Below are 26,556 nucleotides of genomic sequence, written 5' to 3' on the forward strand. Positions count from 1 at the left end.
ATGACACAACTGGCCCGGACCAAAGCCCCGACGCTGAAACGCGCGCTGATGGGCGATCTGCTGCAAACCGTCGGTATCCTGCCGATTCTGATCCTGATCGTGGCGGTGTTTGGCTTTGTCACGCCGAACTTCTTCACCGAAGCGAACCTGCTGAACATTACCCGCCAGGCCTCCATCAATATCGTGCTGGCGGCGGGCATGACCTTTGTCATCCTGACCGGCGGCATCGATCTGTCGGTCGGCTCGATGCTGGGCACCACCGCCGTGGTGGCGCTGGTGGCCTCGCTCGATCCGATGCTGGCCTCAATGACCATTCCGATGGCGCTGGGGGCCGGACTGGTGATGGGGCTGTTCAACGGCGTGCTGGTGGCATGGGCCGGTTTGCCGCCGTTTATCGTCACGCTCGGCACCTATACCGCGCTGCGCGGGGCGGCCTATCTGCTGGCGGACGGCACCACGGTGATCAACTCCGATATCAACTTTGAATGGATCGGCAACGGCTATCTCGGGCCGGTGCCGTGGCTGATTGTGATCGCTTTCGCCGTCATCGCTATCTGCTGGTTTATCCTGCGCCGCACCACGCTGGGGGTACATATTTATGCCGTCGGCGGCAACATGCAGGCGGCCCGCCTGACCGGCATCAAGGTCGGTATGGTGCTGATTTTTGTCTACGGCATGAGCGGCCTGCTGTCGGGGCTGGGCGGGCTGATGAGCGCCTCGCGACTCTACAGCGCCAACGGTAACCTCGGCGTCGGCTATGAGCTGGATGCGATCGCCGCAGTAATCCTCGGCGGCACCAGTTTCGTTGGCGGCATCGGCACCATTACCGGCACGCTGATTGGCGCGCTGATTATCGCCACCCTGAATAACGGCATGACGCTGATGGGCGTTTCCTATTTCTGGCAGCTGGTGATCAAAGGTGCGGTGATCATTATTGCGGTGCTGATCGACAAATATCGCACCCGCCATCACGTGAGTTAAGGCTGGAAGGGCGGAGACGCAGCCGCGCAGCCGCCACCATAAAAAACGCCATTTAGTCGTTGGCACTTTGATAACCGCAGGAGAAGGTCTATGCGTTTTAATCCGATTGTAACCGGACTGCTGGCGGCGACGCTGTTCAGTACCGGCATGGCTCAGGCAAAAGAACTCAAATCTATCGGCGTGACGGTCGGCGATCTGGCTAACCCATTTTTCGTGCAGATCACCAAGGGTGCGGAGATGAAAGCGCGGGAACTGGCGGGGGATAAGGTCAACGTGACGCTGGTCTCCAGCGGCTACGATCTCGGTCAGCAGGTCGGCCAGATTGATAACTTTATCGCGGCGAAAGTTGACATGATTATCCTTAATGCCGCCGACTCCAAAGGCATCGCCCCGGCGGTGAAGCGGGCGCGGGACGCTGGCATCGTGGTGGTGGCGGTTGACGTGGCGGCCGATGGTGCCAACGCCACCATTACCTCCGATAACACCGAAGCCGGGGTGATGGCCTGTAAATATATTTCTGACCGTCTGAAAGCCAAAGGCAACGTGGTGATCATCAACGGGCCGCCGGTCTCTGCGGTTCAGAACCGCGTTGAAGGCTGTATGACTGAACTGAAGCGCCATCCGGAGATCAAGCTGCTCTCTTACAACCAGAACGCCAAAGGCAGTCGCGAAGGCGGGCTGGAAGTGATGACCGGCCTGCTGTCGGCTAATCCGAAGATCGATGCGGTATTCGCCATCAACGATCCGACGGCGATCGGTGCCGATCTGGCGGCGAAACAGGCGCAGCGTAACGAATTCTTTATTGTCGGCGTCGATGGATCGCCGGACGGTGAAGAGGCGCTGAAGCGGAAGAACTCACTGTTCGTCGCCACTCCGGCGCAGGACCCGCAGGTGATGGCCGCCAAAGCGGTGGAGATCGGCTATGACATTCTGCAGGGCAAACCGGCACCCGATAAGCCGGTGCTGATTCCGGTGAAGCTGATCGATCGTAACAACATCGGCAGCTATCAGGGCTGGACGGTGAAATAAGCCACAGGCGGCACCGCAGGGTGCCGCCTGCAGGAGGATGCTCATGCAACGTTCAGAAGTGAACCGCGCGCTGCAACAGACCCGCGAGTTTTTCATCCGCCAGGATGTGCATCTGCCACCGTGGGCGGATTACGATCTGCGCCAGTGGCAGCTTCAGGATCGTCAGCAGGCGCAGGAGATTCTGGCGCTGCGGCTGGGCTGGGACGTCACCAGCTTTGGCGCGGCTGACTTTCTGCAGACCGGCCTGACGCTGTTTACCCTGCGTAACGGATCGCCAGGCGGACAGCCGTGGCACAAACCCTATGCCGAAAAGGTGATGCACGTGCGCGAAGGCCAGCGCACGCCGATGCACTATCACCCGCAGAAAATGGAAGACATTATCAACCGCGGCGGCGGCAATCTGATTATCGAAATACATAATCGCGATGGCGACGGGCTGGCGCATTCGCCCGTGCAGGTGTCGCTCGACGGCATACGCCAGTCGCACGCCGCCGGTTCGCAGATACGGCTCTCGCCGGGCGAAAGCGTGACGCTGGAAACGGGCATCTGGCACAGTTTCTGGGGCGAAAGCGGCTTCGGTGATGTGCTGGTGGGCGAGGTATCGATGCCGAATGATGACGAAAACGACAATGTATTTCTGACGCCGCTGGCGCGCTTCAATCCACTGCAGGAGGATGAGGCGCCGCGCTGGCTGCTGTGCAACGATTATGCGCACTGGCTGCCCTGAGCAGGGCAGGCGTGGCGCGGTCACTCAGGCGATCTGGCTGGTACGCGTTACGGCATCGGGTTTGACCACATCGGCCGAAAAAACATAGCCAAGGCCACGAATGGTGCGGATCAGGCTGGGCTGGTGCGGGTTAGTTTCAATTTTACGCCGCAGCCGCATGATCAGTACGTCGATGGTGCGATCAAAGACGTCGAGCGTTTCGCTGTGGGTCAGCTCCAGCAGCTGATCGCGGGTCAGCACCTTGCGGGCATGACGCACCAGCGCCCGCAGCAGGCTATATTCACCCTGGGTGAGCGGTATCAGTTCGCGTTGCGGGTTAAACAGCTGAGCGCGGGCATCGTCAAGTTGCCAGCCGTTAAAGCGCCAGCCCGCCTGGTCCTCGGCTGCAGGCAGCAGGCGACCACCGCGACGCAGCGCAGCCCGGGCGCGCGCCACCACCACTCTTGGGTTAAAGGGTTTGGCGATATAATCATCCGCGCCCATCTCCAGCCCGACCACCATCTCCGCTTCCGATCCCATCCCGGTCAGCATGATCACCAGCACGTCGGGCCGCTGGCGCTGTAACTGCTGTAACACCAGCAGGCCATTGGTATCCGGCAGCATCATATCCAGCATCACCAGCCCGATCTCCGGGTGATCCTGAAGCATCGCCAGGGCCTCTTTGCCCTGATGACAGCTGTAAACACTGAACACATGTTCACTTAGCGCGTCCTGCAACACGTCGCAGACGGCAAGATCATCATCCACCACCAAAATTGCTGGCTTCATTGCGCGGCCTCAATGTTACGAAAGAGTTAATTCTGGAGTGTACACAGGCTAATGACGGTTGCTGTTTCAGCCTGCTGAAACGTGACCAGCTTCGCCTGGCAGAGTGCGGAATCGTGCGCTGGCGCAGAGTTTTTCTGACCCCCGATGTCGCCGCAGGAAAACGATTGCGCAGAATCAGTGCATTGCACCATAATCGCGCCTTGTTTTGGTTCGGAATTGTCTTAGCCGTGTATTGACCCGCCAGGTAATCGATTGCGTCGGCTTATGGCATGGCAATTGCTTAGGGCAGTGGGCCCAGACACGTTTTTTTACCCCATTCAGGCTCGCGAGTATGCAGCAGCCCGTTTCGCTGTTCCGGGAACAGAATAATCAGCATGCAAACCCCTTTGGCAAGCGAGAACGCACATTCGTGACGTCTCCTGTATCGAGAGATGATGATGTTAGAAAAATTATTCAAACTCAAAGCACACAACACCACGGTTCGCACCGAGATTATCGCCGGGATCACCACCTTCCTGGCGATGGCCTACATCCTGTTTGTTAACCCGAGCATTCTGGGCGCCACCGGCATGGACAAAGGGGCGGTATTTGTTGCCACCTGTCTGGCGGCGGCCATTGGCTGCGTGCTGATGGGGCTGATTGCGAACTACCCGATTGCGCTGGCACCGGGCATGGGGCTGAACGCCTTCTTTACCTACACCGTGGTGCTGCACATGGGCTACACCTGGCAGGTGGCGCTGGGCGCGGTCTTCCTGTCGGCGGTGATCTTCTTTGCGCTGTCGATCTTCAAAATCCGCGAATGGATTATTGCCAGCATTCCGCTGCCGCTGCGCGCCGGGATTGGTGCCGGTATCGGGCTGTTTCTGGCGCTGATTGCGCTTGAAGGGGCGGGGATTGTGGTCGATAACCCGGCGACGCTGGTGGGGATTGGCGATCTGACCAAGCCGGGGCCGCTGCTGGCGATGCTGGGCTTTATCGTGATTGTGGTGCTGGAAGCGCGTCGCGTCACCGGCGCAGTGCTGATCGGCATTTTGCTGGTGACCTTTATTTCAATGGGCATTGGCCTGTCACCGTTTGCCGGCGTGTTCTCCGCACCGCCGTCGATCGCCCCGACCTTTATGCAACTGGACATTGCCGGTGCCTTTAACGTTGGCCTGGTGAGCGTGATTTTTGCCTTCCTGTTTGTTGATGTGTTCGACAACACCGGGACACTGCTGGGCGTGACCAAACGTGCCGGTCTGGCGGATGAGCAGGGCAACGTGCCGAAAATGGGCCGGGCGCTGATCGCTGACAGTGCGGCCGCGTTGTTTGGTTCGCTGCTGGGTACCTCGACCACCACCAGTTACGTGGAATCTGCGGCGGGCGTCAGCGCCGGCGGCCGTACCGGTCTGACGGCGATTGTGGTGGCGGTACTGTTCCTGCTGGCGCTGTTCTTCTCGCCGCTGGCCTCCAGCGTGCCGGTCTATGCGACTGCGCCAGCGCTGCTGTTTGTCGCCGTGCTGATGGCATCAGGTCTGGCGGAGATTGACTGGAAAGATATCACCACCGCCGCACCGGTCACCGTGACCGCGCTGGCGATGCCACTGACCTATTCGATCGCCAACGGTATCGCGTTTGGTTTTATTACCTGGACGCTGGTGAAATTGCTGAGTGGCCGTACTAAAGAGGTCAACGCGGCGCTGGTGATTTTGTCGATTCTGTTTGTGATTAAGTTGGGGTGGCTGAGCGCCTGATCGGGGAGGTTTCGCCTGGCGGCGGTTGAAGGAGGTTTCGCTTAGCAGCGGGCTGGGGCTGGTTTCGCATGGCTGCGGTCTGGGGTCAGGTTACGCTAGCGGCGGGCTGGCACTAAGCGGGTTTCGCATGGCAGCGGGCTGGCACTGAGTAAGGTTTCGCCCGCCAGGCGCTGGGGAGTTTCAGTTTGCCGGAGCGGGCGGACGCGTCAAGGGGCGGACGCCCGCCCCTTAACAATCCCGGCGTCCGGCTGCCTTCGCGCCACGCTGCGCGTGGTGCCTTCGTCACTCACTGCGGCCGACGGACCGTCCGGACTCGCCGTCCCTGGCGAGGCCGTCCTTTCGCCGACGTCCTGTCGGCTCTTCCTGGCCTCCGCTCACTCCTCAGCGCTTCGGACGCCTCTGGCAAACCCCCGCCTGAAGTATCTCTGTTTTTTTAATGGCCTGGAGTCGTCTGCTGGTTTGTGTAATGACGCCTGGCGGCGGGCGGGAGCTGGGGCTGGTTACGTATGGCTGCGGTCTGACATGGCAGGTTTCGCATGGCTGCGGGCTGGCACAGAGTAAGGTTTCGCCCGCCAGGCGCTGGGGAGTTTCAGTTTGCCGGAGCAGGCGGACGCGTCAAGGGCGGACGCCCGCCCCTTAACAATCCCGGCGTCCGGCTGCCTTCGCGCCACGCTGCGCGCGGTGCCTTCGTCATTCCCTGCGGCCGACGGACCGTCCGGACTCGCCGTCCCTGGCGAGGCCGTCCTTTCGCCGACGTCCTGTCGGCTCTTCCTGGCCTTCGCTCACTCCTCAGCGCTGCGGACGCCTCTGGCAAACCCCCGCCTGCAAACCCGCTATTTTGTTTTATGGCCTGATATTGTCTGCCTGCTGATGGCTTGAGCCTGATAGTCAGGCGCGCTTCGCACGGCTGCATTCTGCGCAGCATCTGCATGACAGCGGATTCTCAGATTGCTGTCTGTCCTGATGTCGTCTGATTATTGACGGCCCTGAAAAAAACCAGCAGCACCGACAGTCATTGTGCTCAGACATACAGCGACGAAGAACTCACCAGGAAACACAGAAATAACAGCGAGGGGTTGGGAGGCCGTCTGAAGCGCTGAGCGGATGAGGGGTTTCAGGACGAGCGACAGGGATGTCGCGAAGAGGCGGGGCCGCGCCAGGGATGGCGCGTCCCGGCCGGTCCGTAAGAAATCCGGAAGAAGCGAAGGGACCGCGAAGCGGCGGTGAAGCAGGCCGGAGCCCGGGGTCAAGGGGGCGCGGCGACTGGCGCCCCCTTGTCGGTCGCCGGCAGCGGCGTAGCTGAAACTGCCGCAGCCAGCCGGCGAACGAAACCTTCTCAGAGCCCGTTCGCGCAGCGAACCCCACCAGCCACCAGGCGAACGAAACCTTCTCATAGCCCGTTCGCGCAGCGAACCCCACCAGCCATCCGGCGAACGAAACCCGCTCCCAGCCCGTTCGCGCAGCGAACCCCCACCAGCCAGCTGGCGAACCAACCCCTACCGGAAAGGCGGCTCATTAAACGTCCGCAACTTACGCGAATGCAGCTTATCGCCTTCGGCACGCAGCAACTCCACCGCATGAATCCCAATCTGCAAATGCTCCGAAATCGCGCCTTCATAAAAACGATTCGCCTGGCCTGGCAGCTTGATCTCGCCGTGCAGCGGCTTATCTGACACGCAGAGCAGGGTGCCGTAAGGGACGCGGAAGCGATAACCCTGAGCTGCAATGGTGGCGCTCTCCATATCGACCGCTACCGCGCGGCTCAGGTTGAAACGCAGCGCCGAGGCTGAATAGCGCAGCTCCCAGTTACGGTCGTCGGTGGTGACCACGGTGCCGGTACGCAGCCGCTGCTTCACCTCTTCCCCTGGCATACCGCTCACCGTCTTGGTGGCGTCATACAAGGCGCGCTGCACCTCCGCAATGCTCGGTACCGGGATGTCCGGCGGCAGCACGCTGTCGAGCACATGATCGTCACGCAGATAGGCGTGCGCCAGCACATAATCGCCAATCCGCTGGCTCTCACGCAAGCCGCCACAGTGCCCAATCATCAGCCAGGCGTGTGGACGCATCACCGCCAGATGATCGCAGATGGTTTTGGCATTTGACGGGCCGACGCCGATATTGATCAGCGTAATGCCGCGCCGGTTCGGCGAGGTGAGATGCCAGGCGGGCATCTGGTGCTTTTTCCAGGCGAGATCAGAGAGCATCGTCTCGCTGTTAGCGGTTTCGGCGGTCAGCACCACGTCGCCGGCGCAGGCCAGGCTGTCATACGGCGTATTGGGATCGCGCACCTGCTCAATCGCCCAGCGCACAAACTCATCGACGTAACGGGTGTAGTTAGTGAACAGCACAAACGGCTGGAAATGATCGACCGAGGTGCCGGTGTAGTGACGCAGACGGGCCAGCGAGAAGTCAGTACGCAGCGCGTCGAAGTGCGACAGCGGAAACTTTGCATCGGCATGGAACAGGCCATCGGCGGTCTCATCGCCAATCTGCGACAGTTCGGTGGTCGGGAAGTGACGGGCAATGCCGGCGCTCATGGTGCGATCCAGCGACAGATCGGAACCGTCAATCACGTAAGGATAAGGGATCTCCTGGCTGGAAGGACCAACATCGATCTCCAGCTGATACTCCTTCTCCAGCATCGCCAACTGTTCAGCAATATAGTGACGCAGCAGCGCAGGACGGGTGATGGTGGTGCTGTAGCTGCCGGTGTGGGTAAAGCGTCCCCAGGCGCGGGTACGGTTCTGCTGAGGACCTTCGCCGTGCCAGCTGATGCGCAACTCGGGGTAAACAAATAGCCCTTCTGCGCGTTGGGTTGCATCCGGCAGCGTGCCGTTTTCGGTGAAGGCTTTGATTGCCGCGCGCAGCGCATCAACCGCGCCCTCATACAGGCGCTCAAGTTCATCCAGCGCTTGCTGGCTGGTCAGGTTTTTCCGTTGTGTCGGCATGGTTTCTCCTTCCATTTGTTACCGTAATTTGCCCAAGCTTAGCGGGTTTGTTGCAGAGATTGGTGAAGAATCTGTGATCGACCGCATTTTGCACCAACCTGGTGCTGGTGTGTTGGCTGCGTCGCTCTATTGTTAGTGAGCGGTGACTCGCTGATCTGGTGGCCGGTCACCTTCGCCCGCCGTGCAGATGATTTTCTTATCCGCAGAAATTATGGCGAGATTATTGCTTAGATCCTCTGTGGTACCGCAGGCCGTACCCGGAAAACCGCTCTCCACGCTCTGTTCAGAAACTGATTTCTCCTGATTGGCATTGGCTCTTAACCCTGTTGAGGATGACCGCATGTCTGTGAAAGTGATCAAGTTCCCTATCAAACTGATGATGACTGGCTGTTTAATGACCGCCTTATCGGCGCACGCCGATATTAAAATTGGCGTCGCCGGACCTTTCTCGGGTCCGAACGCCACCTATGGTGCGCAGTACTGGAAAGGTGCTTCGCAGGCCGCGGCGGATATCAACGCGGCGGGCGGCATTAACGGCGAGAAGATCGTGCTGGTTCAGGGCGATGATGCCTGTGAGCCCAAGCAGGCGGTGTCGGTCGCGAACCGACTGGTGGACCAGGACAAGGTGAATGCCGTGGTTGGCCACTTCTGTTCCTCCTCCACCATGCCCGCTTCAGAGGTGTATGACGAAGCGGGCGTGCTGGCAATTACGCCAGGCTCCACCAATCCGCAGATCACCGAGCGCGGCATGAAGACGATGTTCCGGATGTGTGGCCGTGACGATCAGCAGGGTGCTATTGCCGCGAATTACATCATCGACAAACTCAAGGCGAAGAAAGTCGTGGTGATCCACGATAAAGATACCTACGGCCAGGGGCTGGCGGATGCCACCAAAGCGGCACTGGAAAAACGCGGCGTGAAGGAAGCGATGTATGAAGGCTTGTCGCGCGGCGAGAAAGATTTTAACGCGCTGGTGACCAAGATCGGCCAGCTCAAACCGGATGTGGTCTACTTCGGCGGCTGTCATCCCGAAGCGGGACCGCTGGTGCGTCAGATGCGTGAGCAGGGCGTGAAAGCGGACTTCTTCTCTGGCGACTGTATCGTGACGGAAGAGATGGTGACCGCCGCCGGCGGACCGCAATACACCAAAGGGGTCTATATGACCTTTGGCAACGATCCACGCCAGATAGCCGATGGCAAAGCGGTGATTGAAAAGTTCCGCGCCGGGGGCTTCGAACCTGAAGGCTATACCCTTTATGCCTATGCCTCGATTCAGGCCATTGCCGCAGCCTACAAAGGGGCCGGTAAGGACAATGAAAAAGCCAGCGAATGGCTGAAGGCCAACAGCGTGGATACCGTGATGGGCAAAAAATCCTGGGATAGCAAAGGGGATTTAAAAGTCTCTGATTACGTGGTTTATCAATGGGATGATAAAGGGAAATATCATCAGCTCTGAGTAAACCGCCAGGCTGTAATCCCCGCGATTGCAGCCTGAAACCGTCGGACGACAGCCGGGGGATGCAAGCGCATCACTCAGGCACGACTTTTCCGGAGCCGGTATCACTGGCTCCCGCAGTGAGACTTCTGCTATGGATGCCTTCTTTTTACAGCAAATGGTGAATGGCCTGACGCTGGGCGCCGTTTACGGCCTGATCGCGATTGGCTACACCATGGTTTACGGCATAATCGGCATGATCAACTTCGCCCACGGCGAAGTCTATATGCTGTCTGCCTATCTGTGCGCCATCGGTCTGGCGCTGCTCTCCGCGTTTGGTATTCACTCTTTTCCGCTGCTGATTTTCGGTACGCTGCTGTTCACCATCGTCATTACCGCCGTCTATGGCTGGACCATCGAACGCATCGCCTATCGTCCGCTGCGCAACTCCACGCGGCTGGCACCCTTGATCTCCGCCATCGGCATGTCACTGATCCTGCAAAACTATGTGCAGCTTAGCCAGGGACCTAACCAGCAAGGCGTCCCCACCTTGTTAACCGGCGTGTTGCGGCTGGAGCTGGAAAGCGGCGTGGTGCAGATCACCTGGACCAAAGTCTTTATCTTAATCGCGGCCGCCTGCGGCATGGCGCTGCTGACCTGGATCATCCAGTACACCCGGCTGGGGCGCATTTGCCGGGCGGTACAGCAGGATCGACGGATGGCGGCGATCCTCGGGATTAATACCGATCGGGTGATTTCACTGGTGTTTATGATTGGCGCGTCGATGGCCGGTCTGGCTGGCGTGCTGGTGACGATGAATTACGGCACCTTCGATTTTTACGCCGGGTTCATTATCGGCATCAAAGCCTTCACCGCCGCGGTGCTGGGCGGGATAGGTTCGCTGCCAGGCGCGATGCTCGGCGGCCTGCTGCTGGGCGTGGCAGAGGCGCAGTTCGCCGGGCTGGTGAACTCCGATTATAAAGATGTCTTCTCCTTTGCGCTGCTGGTGGTGATCTTAATCTTCCGCCCGCAGGGGTTGCTGGGCCGCCCGCTGGTGGCAAAAGTATGAGGGCGCTGCAATGAATCAAACCCGTCAGGGAGTGAATGTGGCTGAGGCGCTGCGGGAAACGGTGCTGGCCGGGTTAATTGCACTGATCGTCTTTGGCCCGATCGTTGGCATTGTGCTGGAAGGCTATCAGTTCCGGTTACAACCGCTGCGGGTGGCGGTGCTGGTGGGCATCGTGATGGCGGGTCGTCTGCTGTTCAGCCTGTTTCTGCAAACCCGCCGTGGTCAGGCGCTGCTGCGCACCTTTGACGGCGAGGGCGGCGGCGTTTACGTACGTGAACCGGGTTACCGTTCCCGGCTGCGCTGGATACTCCCGCTGCTGTTGATCGCCGCCTGCCTGTTCCCGCTGTTTTCAACCAAATACCTGCTGACAGTGGCGATTCTGGGGCTGATCTATGTGCTGCTTGGCCTCGGTCTGAACATTGTGGTGGGGCTGGCCGGATTACTGGACCTCGGTTACGTGGCATTTTATGCCATCGGCGCGTATGGCCTGGCGTTGGGCTACCAGTATCTTGGGCTGGGATTCTGGAGCATGTTGCCGATTGCCGCGCTGATGGCGGCCTGCGCCGGGGCGCTGCTGGGGTTTCCGGTGCTGCGAATGCACGGTGACTATCTGGCGATTGTGACGCTTGGCTTCGGGGAAATTATCCGACTGGTGCTGAATAACTGGCTGTCGTTTACCGGCGGGCCGAATGGCGTCTCGGTGCCATCTCCGACCTTTCTTGGGCTGGAGTTTGGCCGCCGTGCGCGCGAAGGTGGCGTGCCGTTCCACGAGTTTTTCCACCTCAGCTACAACCCCAACATGAAGTTTATCTTTATCTACACCGTGCTGGTGCTGGTCGTGCTGCTGGTGCTGTTTATCAAGCATCGCCTGACGCGTATGCCGGTTGGCCGGGCTTGGGAAGCGTTACGGGAAGATGAGATCGCCTGCCGGGCGATGGGGCTGAATCATGTGCTGGTTAAGCTGTCGGCTTTTATGCTCGGGGCCTCAACCGCCGGGATTGCTGGCGTCTTCTTTGCCAGCTATCAGGGATTCGTCAATCCCACCTCGTTCACCTTCTTTGAGTCCGCGCTGATCCTGGCGATTGTGGTGCTGGGCGGCATGGGATCAACGCTGGGCGTGGTGCTGGCGGCGTTTGTGCTGACCGTGGCACCGGAACTGCTGCGCAGTTTTGCCGAATATCGCGTGCTGCTGTTTGGCATGTTGATGGTGCTGATGATGATCTGGCGACCGCGCGGGCTGGTGCGCACCAGCCGTGTCGGCGTCCCGCTGCGCCAGGGAGCCCGCCATGAGTGATGCGATTTTGCAGGTTGAAAAACTGATGATGCGCTTTGGCGGTATCCGGGCGCTCAACGAGGTCAGCCTCCGGGTTGAACGCGGGTCAGTCACGGCGTTAATCGGGCCGAACGGGGCGGGTAAAACCACCGTCTTCAACTGTCTGACCGGCTTTTATCGCGCCAGCGGCGGGCGGATACAGCTCAACGCCAACCAGCGCTCTACCGATGTGATTCAGGTGCTGGGCGAAAAAATCCATGCCAGCGACTGGTTGCATCCGGCGCAACTCGGCTCCCGTCTCTGGTACAAGATGTTTGGCGGCGCGCATCTGGTTAATCGCGCCGGGCTGGCGCGTACCTTTCAGAATATCCGGCTGTTTCGTGAGATGTCAGTGATTGAGAACCTGCTGGTGGCGCAGCACATGCTGGTGAACCGCAACCTGCTGGCGGGCGTATTCAATACCCGAAGCTACCGGGCGGCGGAAAACCGCGCGCTCGACCGGGCGTTCTACTGGCTGGAAACGGTGGACCTCGCCACCACCGCCAACCGGCTGGCGGGTACGCTGTCGTATGGTCAGCAGCGACGGCTGGAAATTGCGCGCGCCATGTGTACCCAGCCGGAGCTGATCTGTCTGGATGAGCCCGCCGCCGGACTGAACCCGGTGGAAACGGAGGCGCTCAGCGCTATTCTGCATCGCCTGCGGGCCGATCACCGCATCAGCGTGCTGCTGATTGAGCATGATATGCCGATGGTGATGAGTATCTCCGATCGCATCGTGGTGCTGGATCACGGCGAGGTTATCGCCGAAGGCACGCCGCAGCAGATTCGCCAGGATGCGCGGGTCATCGCCGCCTATCTTGGCAGTGACGAAGAGGAGTAAATGATGGCGGAACCACTGTTGCAGTTTGAGGCCGTCGATCTTTTTTATGGTCCGCTACAGGCGCTGAAAAATGTTTCGCTGACGGTTAACGCCGGTGAAACGGTCGCGCTGATTGGTGCCAACGGTGCCGGGAAATCGAGCCTGCTGATGTCCATCTTTGGTCAGCCGCGTATCGCCAGCGGCGAGATTCTGTTTCGCGGCCAGCCCATCAGTCAGAAGTCGACCCATTTTATTGCCGCCAACGGCATCGCTCAGGCACCGGAGGGCCGCCGGATCTTTGCGGACATGACCGTGGAAGAGAATCTGCAGATGGGCACCATCGCCATCGGCAATCGTTATCAGAAAGAGGATCTGGCGCGGATGTACAGCCTGTTTCCTCGCCTGCTGGAGCGTCGGCGTCAGCGTGCCATGACCTTGTCCGGCGGGGAACAGCAGATGCTGGCGATTGCGCGTGCGCTGATGAGCCGGCCCGCGCTGCTGCTGCTTGATGAACCGAGCCTCGGTCTGGCACCTCTGGTCGTTAAGCAAATCTTCACTATTCTGCGCGAACTGACGGCGCAGGGAATGACGCTGTTTCTGGTGGAGCAGAACGCGCGCCACGCGCTGAAGCTGGCCAATCGGGGTTATGTGATGGTCAATGGTGAAATTCGTTTAAGCGGCAGTGGCGCAGAACTGCTGAACAATGAAGAAGTTCGCAGCGCTTATCTGGGCGGCGCAGCAGTGCCTGCCGTCGTTGGGCTAAAAAGTTTGTAACGATGATTAATTTGGGCAGGAAAGACTTTGCATATTTCTCTGCCCACTATCATCATTAGATCTCCTGTCCAGTCTCTTCTGATTTGGTAATCCTTTGCAAAATCCTGGCGTAGCAGTGATGCAGGCGATCAAGCGCACGGCGTGGTATCCAAAACGTCGCGCTTACCGCACGCTCTACTGGCGTGAAATATCGCCATTAGCCGTGCCTATCTTTTTTGAGAACGCCTGTGTGTTATTGATGGGCGTGTTGAGCACCTTCCTGGTCAGCTGGCTGGGTAAAGAGGCGATGGCCGGCGTTGGCCTGGCAGACAGCTTCAATATGGTGATCATCTCATTCTTTGCCGCCATCGACCTCGGTACCACGGTGGTGGTGGCGTTCAGCCTGGCGAAACGCAACGGCAAGCGCGCCCGCGCCGCCACGCGTCAGTCGCTGGGGATGATGACGATACTGGCCTTTGTGCTGGTGATCGCGATCGAGTTCTGGGGCCATCTGATCATTGATGCGATAGCCGGTGCCGCCGATCCCAAAGTGAAAGCGCTGGCGCTGAGCTATCTGCAAACCTCGGCCTGGAGCTATCCGGCGGCGGCCATCACCCTGATTGGCAGCGGCGCACTGCGCGGCGCAGGCAATACCAAAATTCCGATGCTGATTAACGGCGGGATGAACATCCTCAATATCATCATCAGTAGCGTACTGATTTATGGCTGCTTCTCGTGGGACGGTTTAGGGTTTATCGGTGCCGGGCTCGGGCTGACCATCACCCGCTATATCGGCGCAATCGCGGTGATCTACGTACTGATGATTGGGTTCAACGCCTCGCTGAAGATTACTCTGTCGAGCTATTTCCGGCGCTGGAACAGCAGCATTCTGATGGAGGTGCTGGGTATCGGCGTGCCGGCCAGCATCGAGTCGGTGCTGTTCAACGGAGGGAAATTACTGACCCAGGTGTTCGTCGCCGGGATGGGTACCAGCGAGATCGCCGGTAACTTCATCGCCTTCTCCATCGCCTCGCTGATTAACCTGCCGGGCAATGCGCTGGGATCGGCGTCAACCATCATTACCGGGACCCGCTTAGGACGAAATCAGGTGTTTCAGGCGGAGCGTCAGGTGCGGCATGTTTTCTGGCTGGCAACGCTTTGTCTGACCGCGATGGCGCTGCTGACGGTGCCGCTGGCCGGTTTGCTGGCGCGGTTTTACACCAGCGACCCGGAAGTGATTAACGTCACGAAGCAGCTGATCTGGCTTAACGCGCTGTTTATGCCGCTATGGGCCGCCTCCTGGGTGCTGCCCGCCGGTCTGAAAGGCGCGCGCGATGCGCGTTATACCATGTACGTCTCGATGTTCAGCATGTGGGGCGCGCGCGTGGTCGCCGGTTATCTGCTCGGTATTGAGCTGGGCATGGGCGTCATCGGCGTCTGGCTGGGGATGTTCCTCGACTGGACGGTGCGCGGCGTCTTTTTCTGGTGGCGACTTAACAGCGGCAAATGGCTGAATAACTACCGCCGGATGATCGCCAAATCAGGCTAGCGCCGCGAAAAACGCCTTCCCTTTAGCCGGGGAAGGCGTTACGGCGTGCTGCACTACCGTCAAAAACCCCATCCCCGTCACATCTCCAGGCTTCCGGCTCAATCTTCAGTCAGTTGCACAAAGCCAGCCGGCATTTCTGCCGTTAGCGTTAAACGCCTGCCGACTGAAGCAGCTAATAATAAGAGTGAAGGTGACCCTATGATCCGTCTCAAACCGGCGCTGGCCTTGCTGCCGCTGCTGTGCAGTAGCCCGCTGTGGGCGACAAGCTATGTCTATGTCTCGAACGCCGACTCCGGAACCGTTTCCCGCTATCAACTCAACGACACCACCGGCAGTTTGCAGTGGCGCGGCGACACGCCAGCCGGTAAAAAGATAATGCCGCTGGCGGCCAGTCCGGATGGCAAGCGGCTGTATGGCGCGCTGCGCAGTCCGCCTTATTCCATTATCAGCTGGCGGGTGACGGGACAGCATGGCGACCTGCAGCGGCTGGCGGTAACGCCGGTTGAAGCCAGTTTTCCGTGGATCACCACCGACAGAAGCGGGCGCTATCTGCTCGCCGCCTCGTATGACAGTGATATCGTCACCAGCAACCGCATCGACGCACAGGGCGTGGTGACGCCGCAGGTGACCGGTCGGGTCAAAACCGGGCCGCACGCCCACTCGGTGATCACCGACGTCAGCAATCATTCGCTTTATGTCGGTAACCTCGGTGCCGATCGGGTGCTGGAATACTCCTTCGCCGACAACGGTGTGATCACTCCGCTGGGCAAGGGTTTTGTCCAGGGCGAGAAGAACAGCGGTGCGCGCCATTCGGTGATCTCGCCGGATAATCGCTTTCTCTATAACCTGGCGGAGATGAGCGGCACCGTAACCCAGTTCAGGCGCGCGGCCGATGGCTCGCTGACGGAGCTGAAACGCTGGCCGAATGCGGTGGCCGGAAAATATGGTCTGCAGCACGGTGAGCAGCGTCCGGCAGGTTACAGCGATCCAACGCCACGCATCTGGGCGGCAGACATCAAAATTACCCCGAATGGCCGCTTTCTCTACGTGACCGAACGGACCTCCAGCACGGTGAGCGGCTACCGGGTCGATCCCGCCTCGGGCGAGCTGACGCTGATTGGCAGCTGGCGGGTCGAGAAGCAGCCGCGCAGCATTGCGATTGATGCCAGCGGGAAATGGCTGATTGCCAGCGGCGAGAAGAGTGCGGTGATTGGCAGTTACGCGATTGATCCGGTCAGTGGCGAACTGAAACGGGTCGCTGAAGCGCCGGTCGGCAAGGGCGCTAACTGGGTGACGGTGATCGCCGGATAAGACCATGCGGTTCGCTTTGCTGCCCGCAGAGGTCGTGCAGGGCGGATCGCATAGTTAATTTCTGGCATAGCAGTGCAGAAATTTTTGGTTCTGTTTACGCGCCTGAACGGGTTTACTCGTCTTATCAACCGATACGGAGCGCGTACGATGAAACAGAAACTGAAAGCCTGGTTTGAACAACTGCTGAGTGGATCTGCGGCGACTGAGGCAGAACGCGATATCAACATTGAACTGCTGTTTCCCCTCAGCCAGCTTTACGGCATGGAGTATTATCCGGCACTGCATCGCTACCATGAAAAATAATCCCTGTTGTGCGTTAACGGATTAAAGGCCCGCCATTTTGCGCGGGCCTTTTTACGTTTGGGCCAGGATGGGGTGTGGACATCATTTCTCCGATGAATACAGGGTAGAGAGCTCTGATCGGCATGTCAGGAAACTTCGTTTAATATCTGCGAGTTGTGTTCCAGTTCTGCCTGTTGTCGTCCAGCGTTAATTGACCTATTCTTTTTCAGCGCCTGCAAAATCAGGCGACGGAATTGGAACTCCGGTTAAGCATGCTGGCGACAATGTATTAATGTCGTACGTCTCGCTACACCTCTATGGTGGGCTGGGCGAGGGCACCTCAGGGTGCGGTTTAAAAGCATACTGGAGACATCCCCATGACCACGAACCTCGATCAATGCCACTTCTCATCTGAAGGCGCGCCATCTAAAACACAACGTCGCTATACCATCGGCTATCTGCCTAAACGCGGTGATTGCACTACACCTGCAATACATCTGAGCGGAAAATGGCTGCGTGAGGCAGGATTTGATACCGGAAGCATTATTACGGTGAAAATTGAGCAGGGTTGTCTTGTGCTGGTTCCGCAAAATGATTGAATATAATTTCCTGATACAGGGGAATGACTCGGATAATTTTGATCACTTTCATTCAATCGCGTGATGACGCTTGTTTTTAGAGTTTATCTGTCAGGGGATATAAGTGAGGTTGTAAAGTCTGTTTTTGTATTTTCTACAGGGACATCTCAATAGTTTCCATCAACGATTAAAAGAGCTTGCCAGCATTGGTCTTAATTCATCCTGACTAATCTAAAAGATAAAAGCCCAATACTTAAATAGCAGGCTTTTATCTTTTTATTGATGACGGATTAGTGCATTAACTGGCTGACCAGGGCGCTGAGATCGGCATTCTTTTCCAGTGAACCCGCAGAGGAGGCTTTATCAACCAGTTGAGGTAAATATTTCACCAGCAGGTTAAGCGCATCCTGAGTATTAATACCCATCCGTTCGGCTAATTGCTGAATGGCCTCTGAATGAATCATTTTTTCCACAATATCGCTGCTGACAGCAATATTCTGTTCATCACCCAGCCAGGAGTTTACCACCGCATTAAAATCGCCATTCTGGATATGGCTGACGATGGCGTGCAGGCCACCTTGCTGCTCAACCCACTCCAGCACACCTTTGACTTCCTGACTGGTTTGACTATTCAGACCACACATTCCCAGCACTTTTTCCAGTAAACTCATTTTATTACCTTTAAATTTAAACGATTCAGGACTGCTTACAGGCCCTGATTTTATGCATCACAAAGAGCACGACAATCGAGCCCGCTGTCGCGATGGCAATACTGTAGAGATTGAAACCACTGACCTTACCAAAGCCCAGCGCTGTACTGATTACCCCGCCAATCAGAGCACCGACGACGCCAAGAATGATGGTCATGAAAATGCCCATATGTTCTTTGCCGGGCATAATACATCTGGCAATAATACCCGCAATCAGACCAAATATAACCCAGGACAATATGCCCATCTATTCTCTTCCTTTCTCAGTTTTATAATCGTAGCGTTTAGCGTTGGTTTAATTGTTAGCGTAAAAGCAAGCGTATCGTACGCTGCGTTAAAGGTCCCTGGCAATCAGGCTAAGTAAACATTCCACAAACGTAAGAGGGTCAACCATGAGCATTTTGGATAGCATAAAAAATATTGGTGGCGAGTTGTTACATGTTGTAGATAATAATGTTGAAAATAAAAAAACGCCGGAATCGTCGGATCAGCGTACTTATACTGTGAAGTCAGGCGATACGTTAAGCGTGATCGCTAAGCAGTATTACAATGACGCATCAAAGTATATGAAGATCTTCGAGGCCAACAAAGAATTGTTAAGCAGCCCGGACAAGATCGTGGTGGGTCAGGTGTTACACATTCCTGAGTAATCTGGTGAAGCCATTCGCAGCGGGTTGGAAAATCGGTTTCCGGCCCGCTTTGCTGTGGGCGCGTAACCTCTGTTTCCAGTGGGCATAAATCGCCGGGCGGGCTCCATCAAATCGAAAATCTGCCACAGTGAGCGCAGGGAACGGGCATCTGAGGGTAAAGAGAGTGACGTGCTGGCGGGAATTAAAGCAATGCTGAAGGTATAGATGACTGAGAATGGAGATGAGCATGCGTCTGAAAGCGCTCCTCTGAAAAGCAAAAAGCCTGCTCGAAAGCAGGCTTCTTTAAATCTGGCTCCTCTGACTGGACTCGAACCAGTGACATACGGATTAACAGTCCGCCGTTCTACCGACTGAACTACAGAGGAATCGTTGGAACGAGGCGAATATTAACGGCGTCGCCCTAAGGTGTCAACAGCAAAAAATACATTATCATTCAACTGGCTAGCTTTAGCGCAAAGCGATCGCGATTTAAGCAGTTTGCGCCGACAGCGTCGCGATCCGCGTGAGCGGGTCCTGCTGGTAAAACTGGCGAAGATGCTGATACATCGCCGGAAAGCGCTCGGCCAGCAGGTCCGGCGCGGTGAAGAAGTACTCCGACAGCACGGCAAAACATTCGGCCGGATCGCTGGCGGCATAAGGATCAATGCTTGCCGCCTGTTCGCCCACCAGCTCGACTTCGCTTTCGATCGCCGCCATCGCTGCCCGCAGATCTTTCTCCCAGCTGGCGACGTCACGCAACGGCATCACCGGAATCCCGCTGGTGTAGCCGCCGCCGCGGGCATCGAGCTTATGCGCCACTTCGTGAATCACCAGGTTGTAGCCGGAGAGATCAAACGAGTCCTGAATATCGAGCCAGTTCAGCACCACCGGCCCCTGAGTCCAGCTCTGACCCGCATGCACTGCGGCGGCGCTGTGTACCAGTCCATCTTCGTCCTGCCAGTGATCGTCAACCTCAAACGGCTCCGGATAGATCAGCACATCGTGAAAACCATCCAGCCACTCCAGACCCAGTTTCAGCACCGGCAGAGAGAACAGCAGGGCGATGCGGACGCTGCGCAACTCATCAAGCTGAACGTTATCGAGCGGCACCAGCTTTTTCTGTTGCAGGAAGCGCTGTGCCAGCTGCACCAGCGCCTGCTGCTCCTCCTCACTGAGCAGGGTGAAAATCGGCTGTGCCAGACCTGCCTGCCACGGCAGCGCGGCCAGCGTCGAGTCGTTATGCGATTTCCAGGGCCATTTAAACATCATCACTCCCGCACAGAACCGGACTATCTCGCTATCCTGGCGCGCCAGATACAAAAATGCCAGCATCCAAAACAGCATGCTGGCACCATTAATCTGGCTGCAGGGCTTAAGGCTGTCTATTCAACCCGTTAGCGCAGCCGTTGTCTGTGATTCAGCCCGCAAAGCGCAGGGCTGACAGCTTATTTACGCTCGATGCGCTGAAACTCTATCACCCAGACCCACGGGTTCACTTCCCAACTGGTCGCGCCATACTGTTTTTCCCAGGCTTTGCGGTAGGCTTCTTTCGGCGATTCTGAGTTAACGTTCATAGTGAAGAAGTTATTGAGGAAGTGCGAATCGGTCTGAACGCCTTCCGCCATAATGTCATCTTCACTGATGTCCTGAATCTTCTCTGCCCGCACCCCGGTAATTTCCAGGTTGATACGGCTGGCCCAGCGGGGCATGTGGATGGCGGTCTGCCAGCCAAACTGTTCCGCTTCCGGGCTGCTCATCACATGCTGACCCAGTTCGTTACTGTCCGCCCGATACTGGCAATAGGCTGGCTGACGAAAGGGCGTTGGATCGCGCTCATATTCTGCCAGATCGTTCTCGGGCACCATTGGACCACGCCAGGTTTCACGCACCCACAGCACATCGCCGGGTTTGCCATACGGACAGTGATAACTGATATCAGTCATCGACATCATTTTGTAGCCATGCAGATGGTTAGCACTCACATCGAAAGCATGCACACCTTCGTGATGATCCTGTCCCGGTCCGAAAGCCTGAGTTTTCATAATGCGCCGGGTTTGCGTTTGCTGGCCAACCAACAGGGCACGAACACGCTGTTCGGAAAAAAGAATCGGCCGTTCTTTCATGGATTACCTCTTTTTATTAGTAGAACCCGGTTACTGCTGTAAACATCCCCTTGCTCACCTCAGGGGATTATCATAAAGGGTATAAATCATTTTGCTTAATAATTTGTCGGTGGGTATGAAGGCGAAAATGGCCGCTTTTCGTGTTAAAAACCAGCAAAATGCAAAAACCGCACCAAAGCTTATCACGCTGGTCAGATAAAGCGCTGAACAGCCCGGTTACAGTACGTTATAACGGTAAAAATAGGAACCTTTTCAGAATTGTTCACCTGTCATTATTGACAGTTTTACAGTTATTTCGGGAATCAGGTCGCCTGAAATCGGCCCGTTGAAAAATTTTTCTGCTGGAGCAAACATTACACACATTAAACTAATGCGCTTAGCCGCCATCCGCTGAGGAAAGACCGAAAAGTGCTTAAATTGCGGTTATTTTGTATCAGAGGTGCTATAAAAATGATCCAGATCTCATTTTCCTGCCGGAAATCCCTGGCAGCGCCGCTCTTTTCCTCAGCACGGTAAGAAAAGTGTCATTAGCCATTCGCTATGATGGCTTGCTGTTGCGCAGCGTTCGCGACCAAAGTTTGCGCATCGATCACTACAGGGAGATAAATAATGTCACTCACACTCTGGCAATCTCGCTATGAAAGCTGGTTTCAGGCCAACTGGGTCCATGATGATGGCGCACACGATATTGCGCATTTAAGCCGCGTCTGGATGAGCGCACAGCGCATCATGACCGGCACTGCCGCCAATCCGCTGGTGGTATTAACCGCCTGCTATTTTCACGATGTGGTTAACCTGCCGAAAAACCATCCTGAACGCCATCTGGCTTCGACTTATGCCGCCACCGAAACGCAGCGCATATTGCAGCAGGACTTCCTCGATTTTCCTGAGGATTTGACCGAAGCGGTAATGCACGCGGTAAAAACCCACAGCTTCAGCGCCGGCATTCCGCCGCAGACGCTGGAAGCAAAAATCGTCCAGGATGCTGACCGGCTGGAGTCACTGGGTGCCATTGGGCTGGCGCGGGTGTTCTATACCGCCGGGGCGCTGAATCGTCCGCTGTTCGACAGCGTCGATCCGCTGGGCAAAGATCGTGAACTGAATGATGTGAAATGGACACTGGATCACTTCCAGAAGAAGTTGCTGCGTCTGCCGGAAACCATGCACACCGATACCGGACGGATGCTGGCTGAACACAATGCGGACTTCCTGGTGCGCTATATGGCCAAGCTCTATGCGGAGTTACAGGGCAATCTGACCGGGATGGACGAGGGCGTGCTGCGGGACTTTACGCCGCTTCGGGCCGAATATTAAATTTTTGTGACAGTATGTTAATCGAAACGGTCATCCGGTAGCGTGGAAGCAATAACAAAAAGGAGCAGCACGATGACCGAAACCGTTAATTTGACGATTAAAATTGATCCCGCACTGAAAGAAAATATTAAACAGCTGGCGCTGGAGAACCAGATTTCGATGAGCCAGGAAATTGTGCAGCGTTTGCAGGCCAGTCTGGAAACGCATCCGCATCCGGCCATTGATAATCAGGATCTGACCGAGGCGTCACCCGAAGCGTCATCAGAGGGGCTGACCAGTGCGGAAGTGAAGCAAATTCGCCTGCTGCTGAAGAAGCAGGGCAAGAAGAAGAAGTAAAACTAAACCCGTCGCCTGACGGGTTTTTTGTTTTATTGCGTCAGATCACCGTGACGGAACTGCTGCACCGTCTGTGCCAGCCGGCTGGCCTGCTGGTGCAGCGCATCTGCCGCGCTGCGCTGCTGCGCACTCAATCCTTCATTGGTCTGTAATTGTTCATTCAGCGCCAGCACCTCGGCGGCAATATGCGATACCCGCGCGCTTTGCGCGCTGGCGTTGTGTTGCAGCTCATTTAGCCGGGTGACGACCGCGCTGACCGCCTCGCCAATCTGCCCGAACAGCGCTTCCAGCGACTTCACTTTGCTGAATCCGCTATCCACATGCTGTCGGGTATGCTGGATCAACTGGTCAATCTGGCGGGTCGAATCACCGCTTTTATTCGACAGCAGTCCAATTTCCTTCGCCACCACGGAGAAGCTGCGGCCATAGACACCCGCATGGGCCGATTCTATGGCGGCGTTCAGCGCCAGCAGCCGCGTTTGCAGCGACAGGCTATCCAGCAAATCGACAATTCCGGCAATATCGCCCGACGCCTGCACGATCTGCCGCATCTGACTTTCCATCTGATCGACCTGACCGGCGCACTGCTGCATCAGACGATCGGCGGATTGCGCCTGATCGGTAGCCTGCAGTGAAAAACGGGTGCTGTTTTCCACCTCTTCCGAGACCCGATGCAGACGCTGTGACAGATGACTGAAGCTGGCATTTTGTGCCTGGTGCTGCTCACGGGCCTGCTGATTATAGTGCTGCATCTCGCCAGCCGCCGAGGTCACGCTGGCCGCCACCCGATCAATTTCATGAATGATGTGGTGCAGACCCAGGCGCATCTCATCCATAGCGTGAAACAGCTGCTGCGTCTCACGCGACTGCCGCCGGGCTGGCGCGTCAGAGACCCTTAAATCGCCGGTGGCGATAGCCTGGAGCTGACGGCTGGCCTGCTGCAGCGGCGTAATGACGCCCCGCACCAGCAAGGCTCCGCCCGCGATCAGCAGCCCGAACAGTAGCCCGGTCACCAGCAGTGAGGCATTACGGGTTTCAGTTAAGGTTGAGAGTGAACGGTGATTGACGGCCGCCAGCTGGCGGTTCGCCTCGCTGATCGCCTGGAACCAGGCATCGTTAAACTGCTGTTGATAGGCCTGCATCGGCACCATAAAAAAGGCGTCGATCTGGCTGGCGGCCAGGCCTTTTAGCTGCTCGTCCAGCCCCTGCGTTAACAGGGTGAAGCTCTGTTGCAGCGCACTCTGCGGGGCCGCCTGATAGCGGCTGAACAGCTGTTCGGCCTCGCGCAGCGAAGCGTTCGCGCTCTCCGCCAGGCTTTTCCAGCTGTCGACCGAGCCGCTCTGCTGATCCTGCATCAGATAGATGCCGGCGCGGTGGCTGTTATCGCTGGCGGTGAGCAGTTCGATACGGGCGCGATCCAGCAGCGCCAGTCGCTCACGCAGGGCCTGCGAGTGCGTCAGGTTGACCTGCGCCTGGCTGACCTGGGCCGTCAGCAGCAGGATGCCGGCCGATTGCAACAGGCAGAACAGCGCCACAAACAGGATGAATTGGCCGCGCAGGCTGGTAAGCCAGCCAGGCAGACGAGGGGAAAACCGGCGTTTAGCGCCGCTGAGCGGCAGCAGAGTAAGCAGTGACATCACGCAACCCGAAAAAAGAAAAACGGCAGTATCAAGGGCTTGCGTGACATCTTTGTGACAATCCCGCCTGATCGCGGGAGAACAGCAGAATCGTTTTTCTTAACCTAAACCGCGTAGCTTAATCCGCGCGTAACTGACGAATATGGGGCAGCAGCAGCTGAGCGACCGCGGCAAAAACCGGTACCACCACCGAGTTACCGAACTGCTTATAGGCTTGCGTATCCGATACCGGAATGCGGAACGGCTCACTGCCCGGCACGTCGAAGCCCATCAGGCGGGCGCACTCGCGCGGGGAGAGACGGCGCGGACGGCGTGCCATATTGGCCGCATTGTGAAACTCCGCTTCGCCCAGCGCGCTGTCCCAGCCGCGATCGATCAGGATCTCCGATCCATCCTTGTAGTAACGCGCCGAAAGGGTTCGCACGCAGCACGCCGGATTACGCGGATCGTTCAGCCCGAATCCAAAGCCGTTGCCTTTGGCTTTGTGTTTTTTGGCGTACTGGTAGAGATAGCGCCACAGCACCGGTGACAGAATATATTTATCATCCGGCTGCTGCTCCAGCAGGCTTTGCAGGCTCGGCACCACCGGCGGGAAAAACTTTTTGATATCGCGCAGAGTAAAATCCTGACAGCCTTTAATGTCACGGCGAATGCCGACCAGCACAATGCGTTCGCGATGCTGCGGCAGAAAATGACGGGCATCGATCACTTTCGCATCCGGGCTGCTGGCGGCGGCATCGGCCACTTCATAGCCCAGCTCATCCAGCGTCTCCATAATGATGGCGAAGGTCCGGCCCTTATCGTGGCTCTTGAGGTTCTTCACATTTTCCAGCACGAAGAACGGCGGCTTTTTCGCCGCCAGAATGCGGGCCACATCGAAAAATAAGGTGCCCTGAACCTGACATTCAAAGCCGTGGGCGCGGCCTAAGGCATTTTTCTTACTGACGCCCGCCAGCGAAAACGGCTGACAGGGAAAGCCCGCCAGCAGAACCTGATGGTCGGGGATCGCCGCATCAATGGCGCGATAGATATCCGCGTCATCGCTCAAGCCTTCCGGCTGCGTCACCTGGCGAATATCGGTGTTAAAGTGATGCTCCAGCGGATCGCTGTAGTGATTGGCCTTGTAGGTGCGGACCGCTTCCTTGTTCCACTCGCTGGTAAAGACGCATTTGCCGCCGATGGCGTCAAAGCCTTTACGAATGCCGCCAATGCCCGCGAACAGATCGATAAAGCGAAACTCAGGCGCATCATAATGGGCTGGCCGGCTGGGCAGCAGCGCCTGCAACAGTGCCAGCTCTGCATCACACAGCGGCGGCAGCGCGCTTTTGCCCTGGCGTACCCGGTTGAGCAGGGCAGGTGTCCAGCTGAGAAAACCGGCCTGTTGCAAACGGGTGGTGATATCCCGGACCGAATAGATGGAGAGCACTTGCTGTAACAGTTGAGACGCCTCAGAAGAGGAAAGGGCAGCGGAGTGTGGTTCAGCGATGGCGGCGGGGTGCATGCGTTTTTCCTTAACAGTGAGGCGCCTATGCTATCACTCCTGGCGCAGCGAGGAAATTGGCGGCGTGTGCCGCTATGCAGATTGCGCGGCAGCCAGATTTTTACCGCAACAATCTGATAGCGCCGCTTCGCGGCTTTCGCTTTTCGTGGCGCAGGCTAAAGTTGAAGGACCAGCAAAAAAGGAGAGTTTATGGCTGACGTTCACTCCAGCGAAATACGCAGCAAAAATATGCGTGCCATTCGCGCACAGGATACTGCTATTGAGCAGCGTGTGGCGCTGTTGCTGAAGGATCGCGGATTCAGCTATCGGGTACAGGATAAGAATCTGCCGGGACGGCCCGACTTCGTGCTGCTGGAGCAGCAGGCGATCATTTTTGTTCATGGCTGCTTCTGGCATCGGCATCACTGCTATCTTTTTAAGCTGCCTGCCACCCGTACCGAATTCTGGACCGGCAAGATCAACAGTAATGTCGAACGCGATCGGCGGTATGTCCGTCAGCTACAGGAGAGCGGCTGGAAGGTGCTGATCATCTGGGAATGCGCGCTGCGTGGGAAATTCCGGCTGGCGGATGACGATCTGCTGGAGCGGCTGGAAGAGTGGCTGCTGGCAATGGCGCAGAGCGCCGAGATTGACCACCAGGGCATTCATCATTATCACGCAGAGTGAACCTTGCTAATCAGCAACATAATTGGTTAGATCTGCGCTTTCTCCGTGGCCAGGAGCCTGACATGAGCAGCATTAAACTGACGGTAAAACGCCTTTACCAGCTTCGCGACGAGCGGATGGTGAATACCAAAGCGACCGCGCGCGTCTATCAGGGCGACAGGCTGATCGCCACGGAAGAGATTACCGGCATGACCGAAAGCCCGGTCAGTAAGTATTTGCACGCTGAAGGGACGGCAGGCGAAGCGGTACGGGTGGAGTGGGATTGTGAGGGCATCGCCGAGATGACAGTCACGGAGATCGAGCGCTGCCCATGTTGTCAACATAACGAACCAGACTAAGGAT

General features: G+C 57.3%; 26 protein-coding genes and 1 tRNA gene. 18 read left to right on the forward strand and 9 right to left on the reverse strand.

The features are described from left to right. The 3 genes from LZU96_RS07945 (at position 1) to LZU96_RS07955 (ending at position 2,737) form a co-directional block, all read left to right on the forward strand. A complete protein-coding gene (locus tag LZU96_RS07945; protein WP_031378037.1) occupies positions 1-981 on the forward strand; it encodes an ABC transporter permease subunit in 981 nt (326 codons plus the stop codon). Positions 982-1,071: 90 nt separating this feature from the next. After that, positions 1,072-2,010: an ABC transporter substrate-binding protein gene (locus LZU96_RS07950; protein WP_233987785.1), complete on the forward strand. Its 939-nt coding sequence runs from the start codon at positions 1,072-1,074 to the stop codon at positions 2,008-2,010. Between the two features lie 43 nt (positions 2,011-2,053). Beyond that, complete coding sequence (locus LZU96_RS07955) at positions 2,054-2,737, forward strand: D-lyxose/D-mannose family sugar isomerase (RefSeq protein WP_233987786.1); 684 nt, start codon at positions 2,054-2,056, stop codon at positions 2,735-2,737. Between the two features lie 24 nt (positions 2,738-2,761). Here the strand turns inward: LZU96_RS07955 and LZU96_RS07960 are convergent, their stop codons facing one another. Continuing rightward, the gene (locus LZU96_RS07960; protein WP_233987787.1) at positions 2,762-3,505 is read right to left on the reverse strand and encodes a response regulator; all 744 of its coding nucleotides are present in this window, start codon (positions 3,503-3,505) and stop codon (positions 2,762-2,764) included. Between the two features lie 434 nt (positions 3,506-3,939). On the opposite strand from LZU96_RS07960, the gene LZU96_RS07965 reads away from it, so the two are divergent. Continuing rightward, positions 3,940-5,238 (forward strand): NCS2 family permease, encoded by a 1,299-nt coding sequence (locus tag LZU96_RS07965; RefSeq protein WP_218833860.1) that lies wholly within the window; start codon positions 3,940-3,942, stop codon positions 5,236-5,238. Between the two features lie 1,496 nt (positions 5,239-6,734). Here LZU96_RS07965 and LZU96_RS07970 read toward each other — a convergent pair. Continuing rightward, entirely contained in the window at positions 6,735-8,189 is a 1,455-nt protein-coding gene (locus LZU96_RS07970) for an AMP nucleosidase (RefSeq protein WP_233987788.1), read from the reverse strand. A 376-nt stretch (positions 8,190-8,565) separates the two neighbouring features. Between LZU96_RS07970 and LZU96_RS07975 the strand changes: the two genes are divergently transcribed. From LZU96_RS07975 to LZU96_RS08015, 9 genes are all read left to right on the forward strand, one after another. After that, positions 8,566-9,645, forward strand: coding sequence for a branched-chain amino acid ABC transporter substrate-binding protein (locus LZU96_RS07975; protein ID WP_409520464.1), 1,080 nt, complete (start codon positions 8,566-8,568; stop codon positions 9,643-9,645). A 133-nt stretch (positions 9,646-9,778) separates the two neighbouring features. Further along, a complete protein-coding gene (locus LZU96_RS07980; RefSeq protein ID WP_233987790.1) occupies positions 9,779-10,693 on the forward strand; it encodes an ABC transporter permease subunit in 915 nt (304 codons plus the stop codon). Positions 10,694-10,703: 10 nt separating this feature from the next. Next, a complete protein-coding gene (gene livM, locus LZU96_RS07985) occupies positions 10,704-11,987 on the forward strand; it encodes a high-affinity branched-chain amino acid ABC transporter permease LivM (protein WP_233987791.1) in 1,284 nt (427 codons plus the stop codon). Next, positions 11,980-12,846 (forward strand): ABC transporter ATP-binding protein, encoded by an 867-nt coding sequence (locus tag LZU96_RS07990; protein WP_233987792.1) that lies wholly within the window; start codon positions 11,980-11,982, stop codon positions 12,844-12,846. The genes livM and LZU96_RS07990 overlap by 8 nt, the downstream gene beginning before the upstream one ends. A gap of 3 nt (positions 12,847-12,849) precedes the next feature. Then, a complete protein-coding gene (locus LZU96_RS07995; protein ID WP_233988157.1) occupies positions 12,850-13,599 on the forward strand; it encodes an ABC transporter ATP-binding protein in 750 nt (249 codons plus the stop codon). A gap of 118 nt (positions 13,600-13,717) precedes the next feature. Beyond that, the gene (locus tag LZU96_RS08000; RefSeq protein WP_233987793.1) at positions 13,718-15,127 is read left to right on the forward strand and encodes an EmmdR/YeeO family multidrug/toxin efflux MATE transporter; all 1,410 of its coding nucleotides are present in this window, start codon (positions 13,718-13,720) and stop codon (positions 15,125-15,127) included. A gap of 198 nt (positions 15,128-15,325) precedes the next feature. Beyond that, entirely contained in the window at positions 15,326-16,438 is a 1,113-nt protein-coding gene (locus LZU96_RS08005; protein WP_233987794.1) for a lactonase family protein, read from the forward strand. A gap of 147 nt (positions 16,439-16,585) precedes the next feature. After that, complete coding sequence (locus LZU96_RS08010) at positions 16,586-16,741, forward strand: hypothetical protein (protein WP_233987795.1); 156 nt, start codon at positions 16,586-16,588, stop codon at positions 16,739-16,741. Between the two features lie 356 nt (positions 16,742-17,097). Continuing rightward, on the forward strand, positions 17,098-17,319 hold the full coding sequence (locus tag LZU96_RS08015; protein WP_233987796.1) for a SymE family type I addiction module toxin: 222 nt from the start codon (positions 17,098-17,100) through the stop codon (positions 17,317-17,319). Positions 17,320-17,588: 269 nt separating this feature from the next. On the opposite strand, the gene LZU96_RS08020 is transcribed toward LZU96_RS08015, so the two are convergent. After that, a complete protein-coding gene (locus LZU96_RS08020; RefSeq protein WP_233987797.1) occupies positions 17,589-17,969 on the reverse strand; it encodes a YidB family protein in 381 nt (126 codons plus the stop codon). Positions 17,970-17,994: 25 nt separating this feature from the next. After that, positions 17,995-18,255 (reverse strand): GlsB/YeaQ/YmgE family stress response membrane protein, encoded by a 261-nt coding sequence (locus LZU96_RS08025; RefSeq protein WP_233987798.1) that lies wholly within the window; start codon positions 18,253-18,255, stop codon positions 17,995-17,997. A 145-nt stretch (positions 18,256-18,400) separates the two neighbouring features. On the opposite strand from LZU96_RS08025, the gene LZU96_RS08030 reads away from it, so the two are divergent. Continuing rightward, a complete protein-coding gene (locus tag LZU96_RS08030) occupies positions 18,401-18,658 on the forward strand; it encodes a LysM peptidoglycan-binding domain-containing protein (protein ID WP_233987799.1) in 258 nt (85 codons plus the stop codon). Positions 18,659-18,947: 289 nt separating this feature from the next. Here the strand turns inward: LZU96_RS08030 and LZU96_RS08035 are convergent. The 3 genes from LZU96_RS08035 to LZU96_RS08045 form a co-directional block, all read right to left on the reverse strand. Continuing rightward, positions 18,948-19,023: transfer RNA gene (locus tag LZU96_RS08035), tRNA-Asn, on the reverse strand. 103 nt (positions 19,024-19,126) lie between these two features. Then, a complete protein-coding gene (mtfA, locus tag LZU96_RS08040; protein WP_233988158.1) occupies positions 19,127-19,903 on the reverse strand; it encodes a DgsA anti-repressor MtfA in 777 nt (258 codons plus the stop codon). Between the two features lie 179 nt (positions 19,904-20,082). After that, the gene (locus LZU96_RS08045) at positions 20,083-20,760 is read right to left on the reverse strand and encodes a hypothetical protein (RefSeq protein ID WP_094121706.1); all 678 of its coding nucleotides are present in this window, start codon (positions 20,758-20,760) and stop codon (positions 20,083-20,085) included. A 609-nt stretch (positions 20,761-21,369) separates the two neighbouring features. Between LZU96_RS08045 and LZU96_RS08050 the strand changes: the two genes are divergently transcribed. Together LZU96_RS08050 and LZU96_RS08055 are read left to right on the forward strand one after the other, a co-directional pair. Then, the gene (locus LZU96_RS08050) at positions 21,370-22,074 is read left to right on the forward strand and encodes a phosphohydrolase (protein WP_233987800.1); all 705 of its coding nucleotides are present in this window, start codon (positions 21,370-21,372) and stop codon (positions 22,072-22,074) included. Positions 22,075-22,146: 72 nt separating this feature from the next. Continuing rightward, complete coding sequence (locus tag LZU96_RS08055) at positions 22,147-22,410, forward strand: hypothetical protein (RefSeq protein WP_233987801.1); 264 nt, start codon at positions 22,147-22,149, stop codon at positions 22,408-22,410. A gap of 32 nt (positions 22,411-22,442) precedes the next feature. On the opposite strand, the gene LZU96_RS08060 is transcribed toward LZU96_RS08055, so the two are convergent. Next, entirely contained in the window at positions 22,443-24,047 is a 1,605-nt protein-coding gene (locus LZU96_RS08060; RefSeq protein ID WP_233987802.1) for a methyl-accepting chemotaxis protein, read from the reverse strand. A gap of 118 nt (positions 24,048-24,165) precedes the next feature. Beyond that, positions 24,166-25,548, reverse strand: a complete 1,383-nt coding sequence (gene dcm, locus LZU96_RS08065) for a DNA (cytosine-5-)-methyltransferase (protein WP_233987803.1) — start codon at positions 25,546-25,548, stop codon at positions 24,166-24,168. Positions 25,549-25,737: 189 nt separating this feature from the next. On the opposite strand from dcm, the gene LZU96_RS08070 reads away from it, so the two are divergent. Together LZU96_RS08070 and LZU96_RS08075 are read left to right on the forward strand one after the other, a co-directional pair. Beyond that, entirely contained in the window at positions 25,738-26,214 is a 477-nt protein-coding gene (locus LZU96_RS08070; RefSeq protein WP_233987804.1) for a very short patch repair endonuclease, read from the forward strand. 62 nt (positions 26,215-26,276) lie between these two features. Further along, a complete protein-coding gene (locus LZU96_RS08075; RefSeq protein ID WP_233987805.1) occupies positions 26,277-26,552 on the forward strand; it encodes a hypothetical protein in 276 nt (91 codons plus the stop codon). Positions 26,553-26,556: the final 4 nt, after the last annotated feature.

This window comes from Pantoea agglomerans (assembly GCF_021397715.1).
GTDB classification, from domain to species: domain Bacteria; phylum Pseudomonadota; class Gammaproteobacteria; order Enterobacterales; family Enterobacteriaceae; genus Pantoea; species Pantoea astica.

Coding starts and splice junctions, on each gene's coding strand:
- LZU96_RS07945 (WP_031378037.1), top strand. CDS start 1: ATGACACAACTGGCCCGGACCAAAGCCCCGACGCTGAAACGCGCGCTG.
- LZU96_RS07950 (WP_233987785.1), top strand. CDS start 1,072: ATGCGTTTTAATCCGATTGTAACCGGACTGCTGGCGGCGACGCTGTTC.
- LZU96_RS07955 (WP_233987786.1), top strand. CDS start 2,054: ATGCAACGTTCAGAAGTGAACCGCGCGCTGCAACAGACCCGCGAGTTT.
- LZU96_RS07960 (WP_233987787.1), bottom strand. CDS start 3,505: ATGAAGCCAGCAATTTTGGTGGTGGATGATGATCTTGCCGTCTGCGAC.
- LZU96_RS07965 (WP_218833860.1), top strand. CDS start 3,940: ATGATGTTAGAAAAATTATTCAAACTCAAAGCACACAACACCACGGTT.
- LZU96_RS07970 (WP_233987788.1), bottom strand. CDS start 8,189: ATGCCGACACAACGGAAAAACCTGACCAGCCAGCAAGCGCTGGATGAA.
- LZU96_RS07975 (WP_409520464.1), top strand. CDS start 8,566: ATGATGACTGGCTGTTTAATGACCGCCTTATCGGCGCACGCCGATATT.
- LZU96_RS07980 (WP_233987790.1), top strand. CDS start 9,779: ATGGATGCCTTCTTTTTACAGCAAATGGTGAATGGCCTGACGCTGGGC.
- livM (WP_233987791.1), top strand. CDS start 10,704: ATGAATCAAACCCGTCAGGGAGTGAATGTGGCTGAGGCGCTGCGGGAA.
- LZU96_RS07990 (WP_233987792.1), top strand. CDS start 11,980: ATGAGTGATGCGATTTTGCAGGTTGAAAAACTGATGATGCGCTTTGGC.
- LZU96_RS07995 (WP_233988157.1), top strand. CDS start 12,850: ATGGCGGAACCACTGTTGCAGTTTGAGGCCGTCGATCTTTTTTATGGT.
- LZU96_RS08000 (WP_233987793.1), top strand. CDS start 13,718: ATGCAGGCGATCAAGCGCACGGCGTGGTATCCAAAACGTCGCGCTTAC.
- LZU96_RS08005 (WP_233987794.1), top strand. CDS start 15,326: ATGATCCGTCTCAAACCGGCGCTGGCCTTGCTGCCGCTGCTGTGCAGT.
- LZU96_RS08010 (WP_233987795.1), top strand. CDS start 16,586: ATGAAACAGAAACTGAAAGCCTGGTTTGAACAACTGCTGAGTGGATCT.
- LZU96_RS08015 (WP_233987796.1), top strand. CDS start 17,098: ATGACCACGAACCTCGATCAATGCCACTTCTCATCTGAAGGCGCGCCA.
- LZU96_RS08020 (WP_233987797.1), bottom strand. CDS start 17,969: ATGAGTTTACTGGAAAAAGTGCTGGGAATGTGTGGTCTGAATAGTCAA.
- LZU96_RS08025 (WP_233987798.1), bottom strand. CDS start 18,255: ATGGGCATATTGTCCTGGGTTATATTTGGTCTGATTGCGGGTATTATT.
- LZU96_RS08030 (WP_233987799.1), top strand. CDS start 18,401: ATGAGCATTTTGGATAGCATAAAAAATATTGGTGGCGAGTTGTTACAT.
- mtfA (WP_233988158.1), bottom strand. CDS start 19,903: ATGTTTAAATGGCCCTGGAAATCGCATAACGACTCGACGCTGGCCGCG.
- LZU96_RS08045 (WP_094121706.1), bottom strand. CDS start 20,760: ATGAAAGAACGGCCGATTCTTTTTTCCGAACAGCGTGTTCGTGCCCTG.
- LZU96_RS08050 (WP_233987800.1), top strand. CDS start 21,370: ATGTCACTCACACTCTGGCAATCTCGCTATGAAAGCTGGTTTCAGGCC.
- LZU96_RS08055 (WP_233987801.1), top strand. CDS start 22,147: ATGACCGAAACCGTTAATTTGACGATTAAAATTGATCCCGCACTGAAA.
- LZU96_RS08060 (WP_233987802.1), bottom strand. CDS start 24,047: ATGTCACTGCTTACTCTGCTGCCGCTCAGCGGCGCTAAACGCCGGTTT.
- dcm (WP_233987803.1), bottom strand. CDS start 25,548: ATGCACCCCGCCGCCATCGCTGAACCACACTCCGCTGCCCTTTCCTCT.
- LZU96_RS08070 (WP_233987804.1), top strand. CDS start 25,738: ATGGCTGACGTTCACTCCAGCGAAATACGCAGCAAAAATATGCGTGCC.
- LZU96_RS08075 (WP_233987805.1), top strand. CDS start 26,277: ATGAGCAGCATTAAACTGACGGTAAAACGCCTTTACCAGCTTCGCGAC.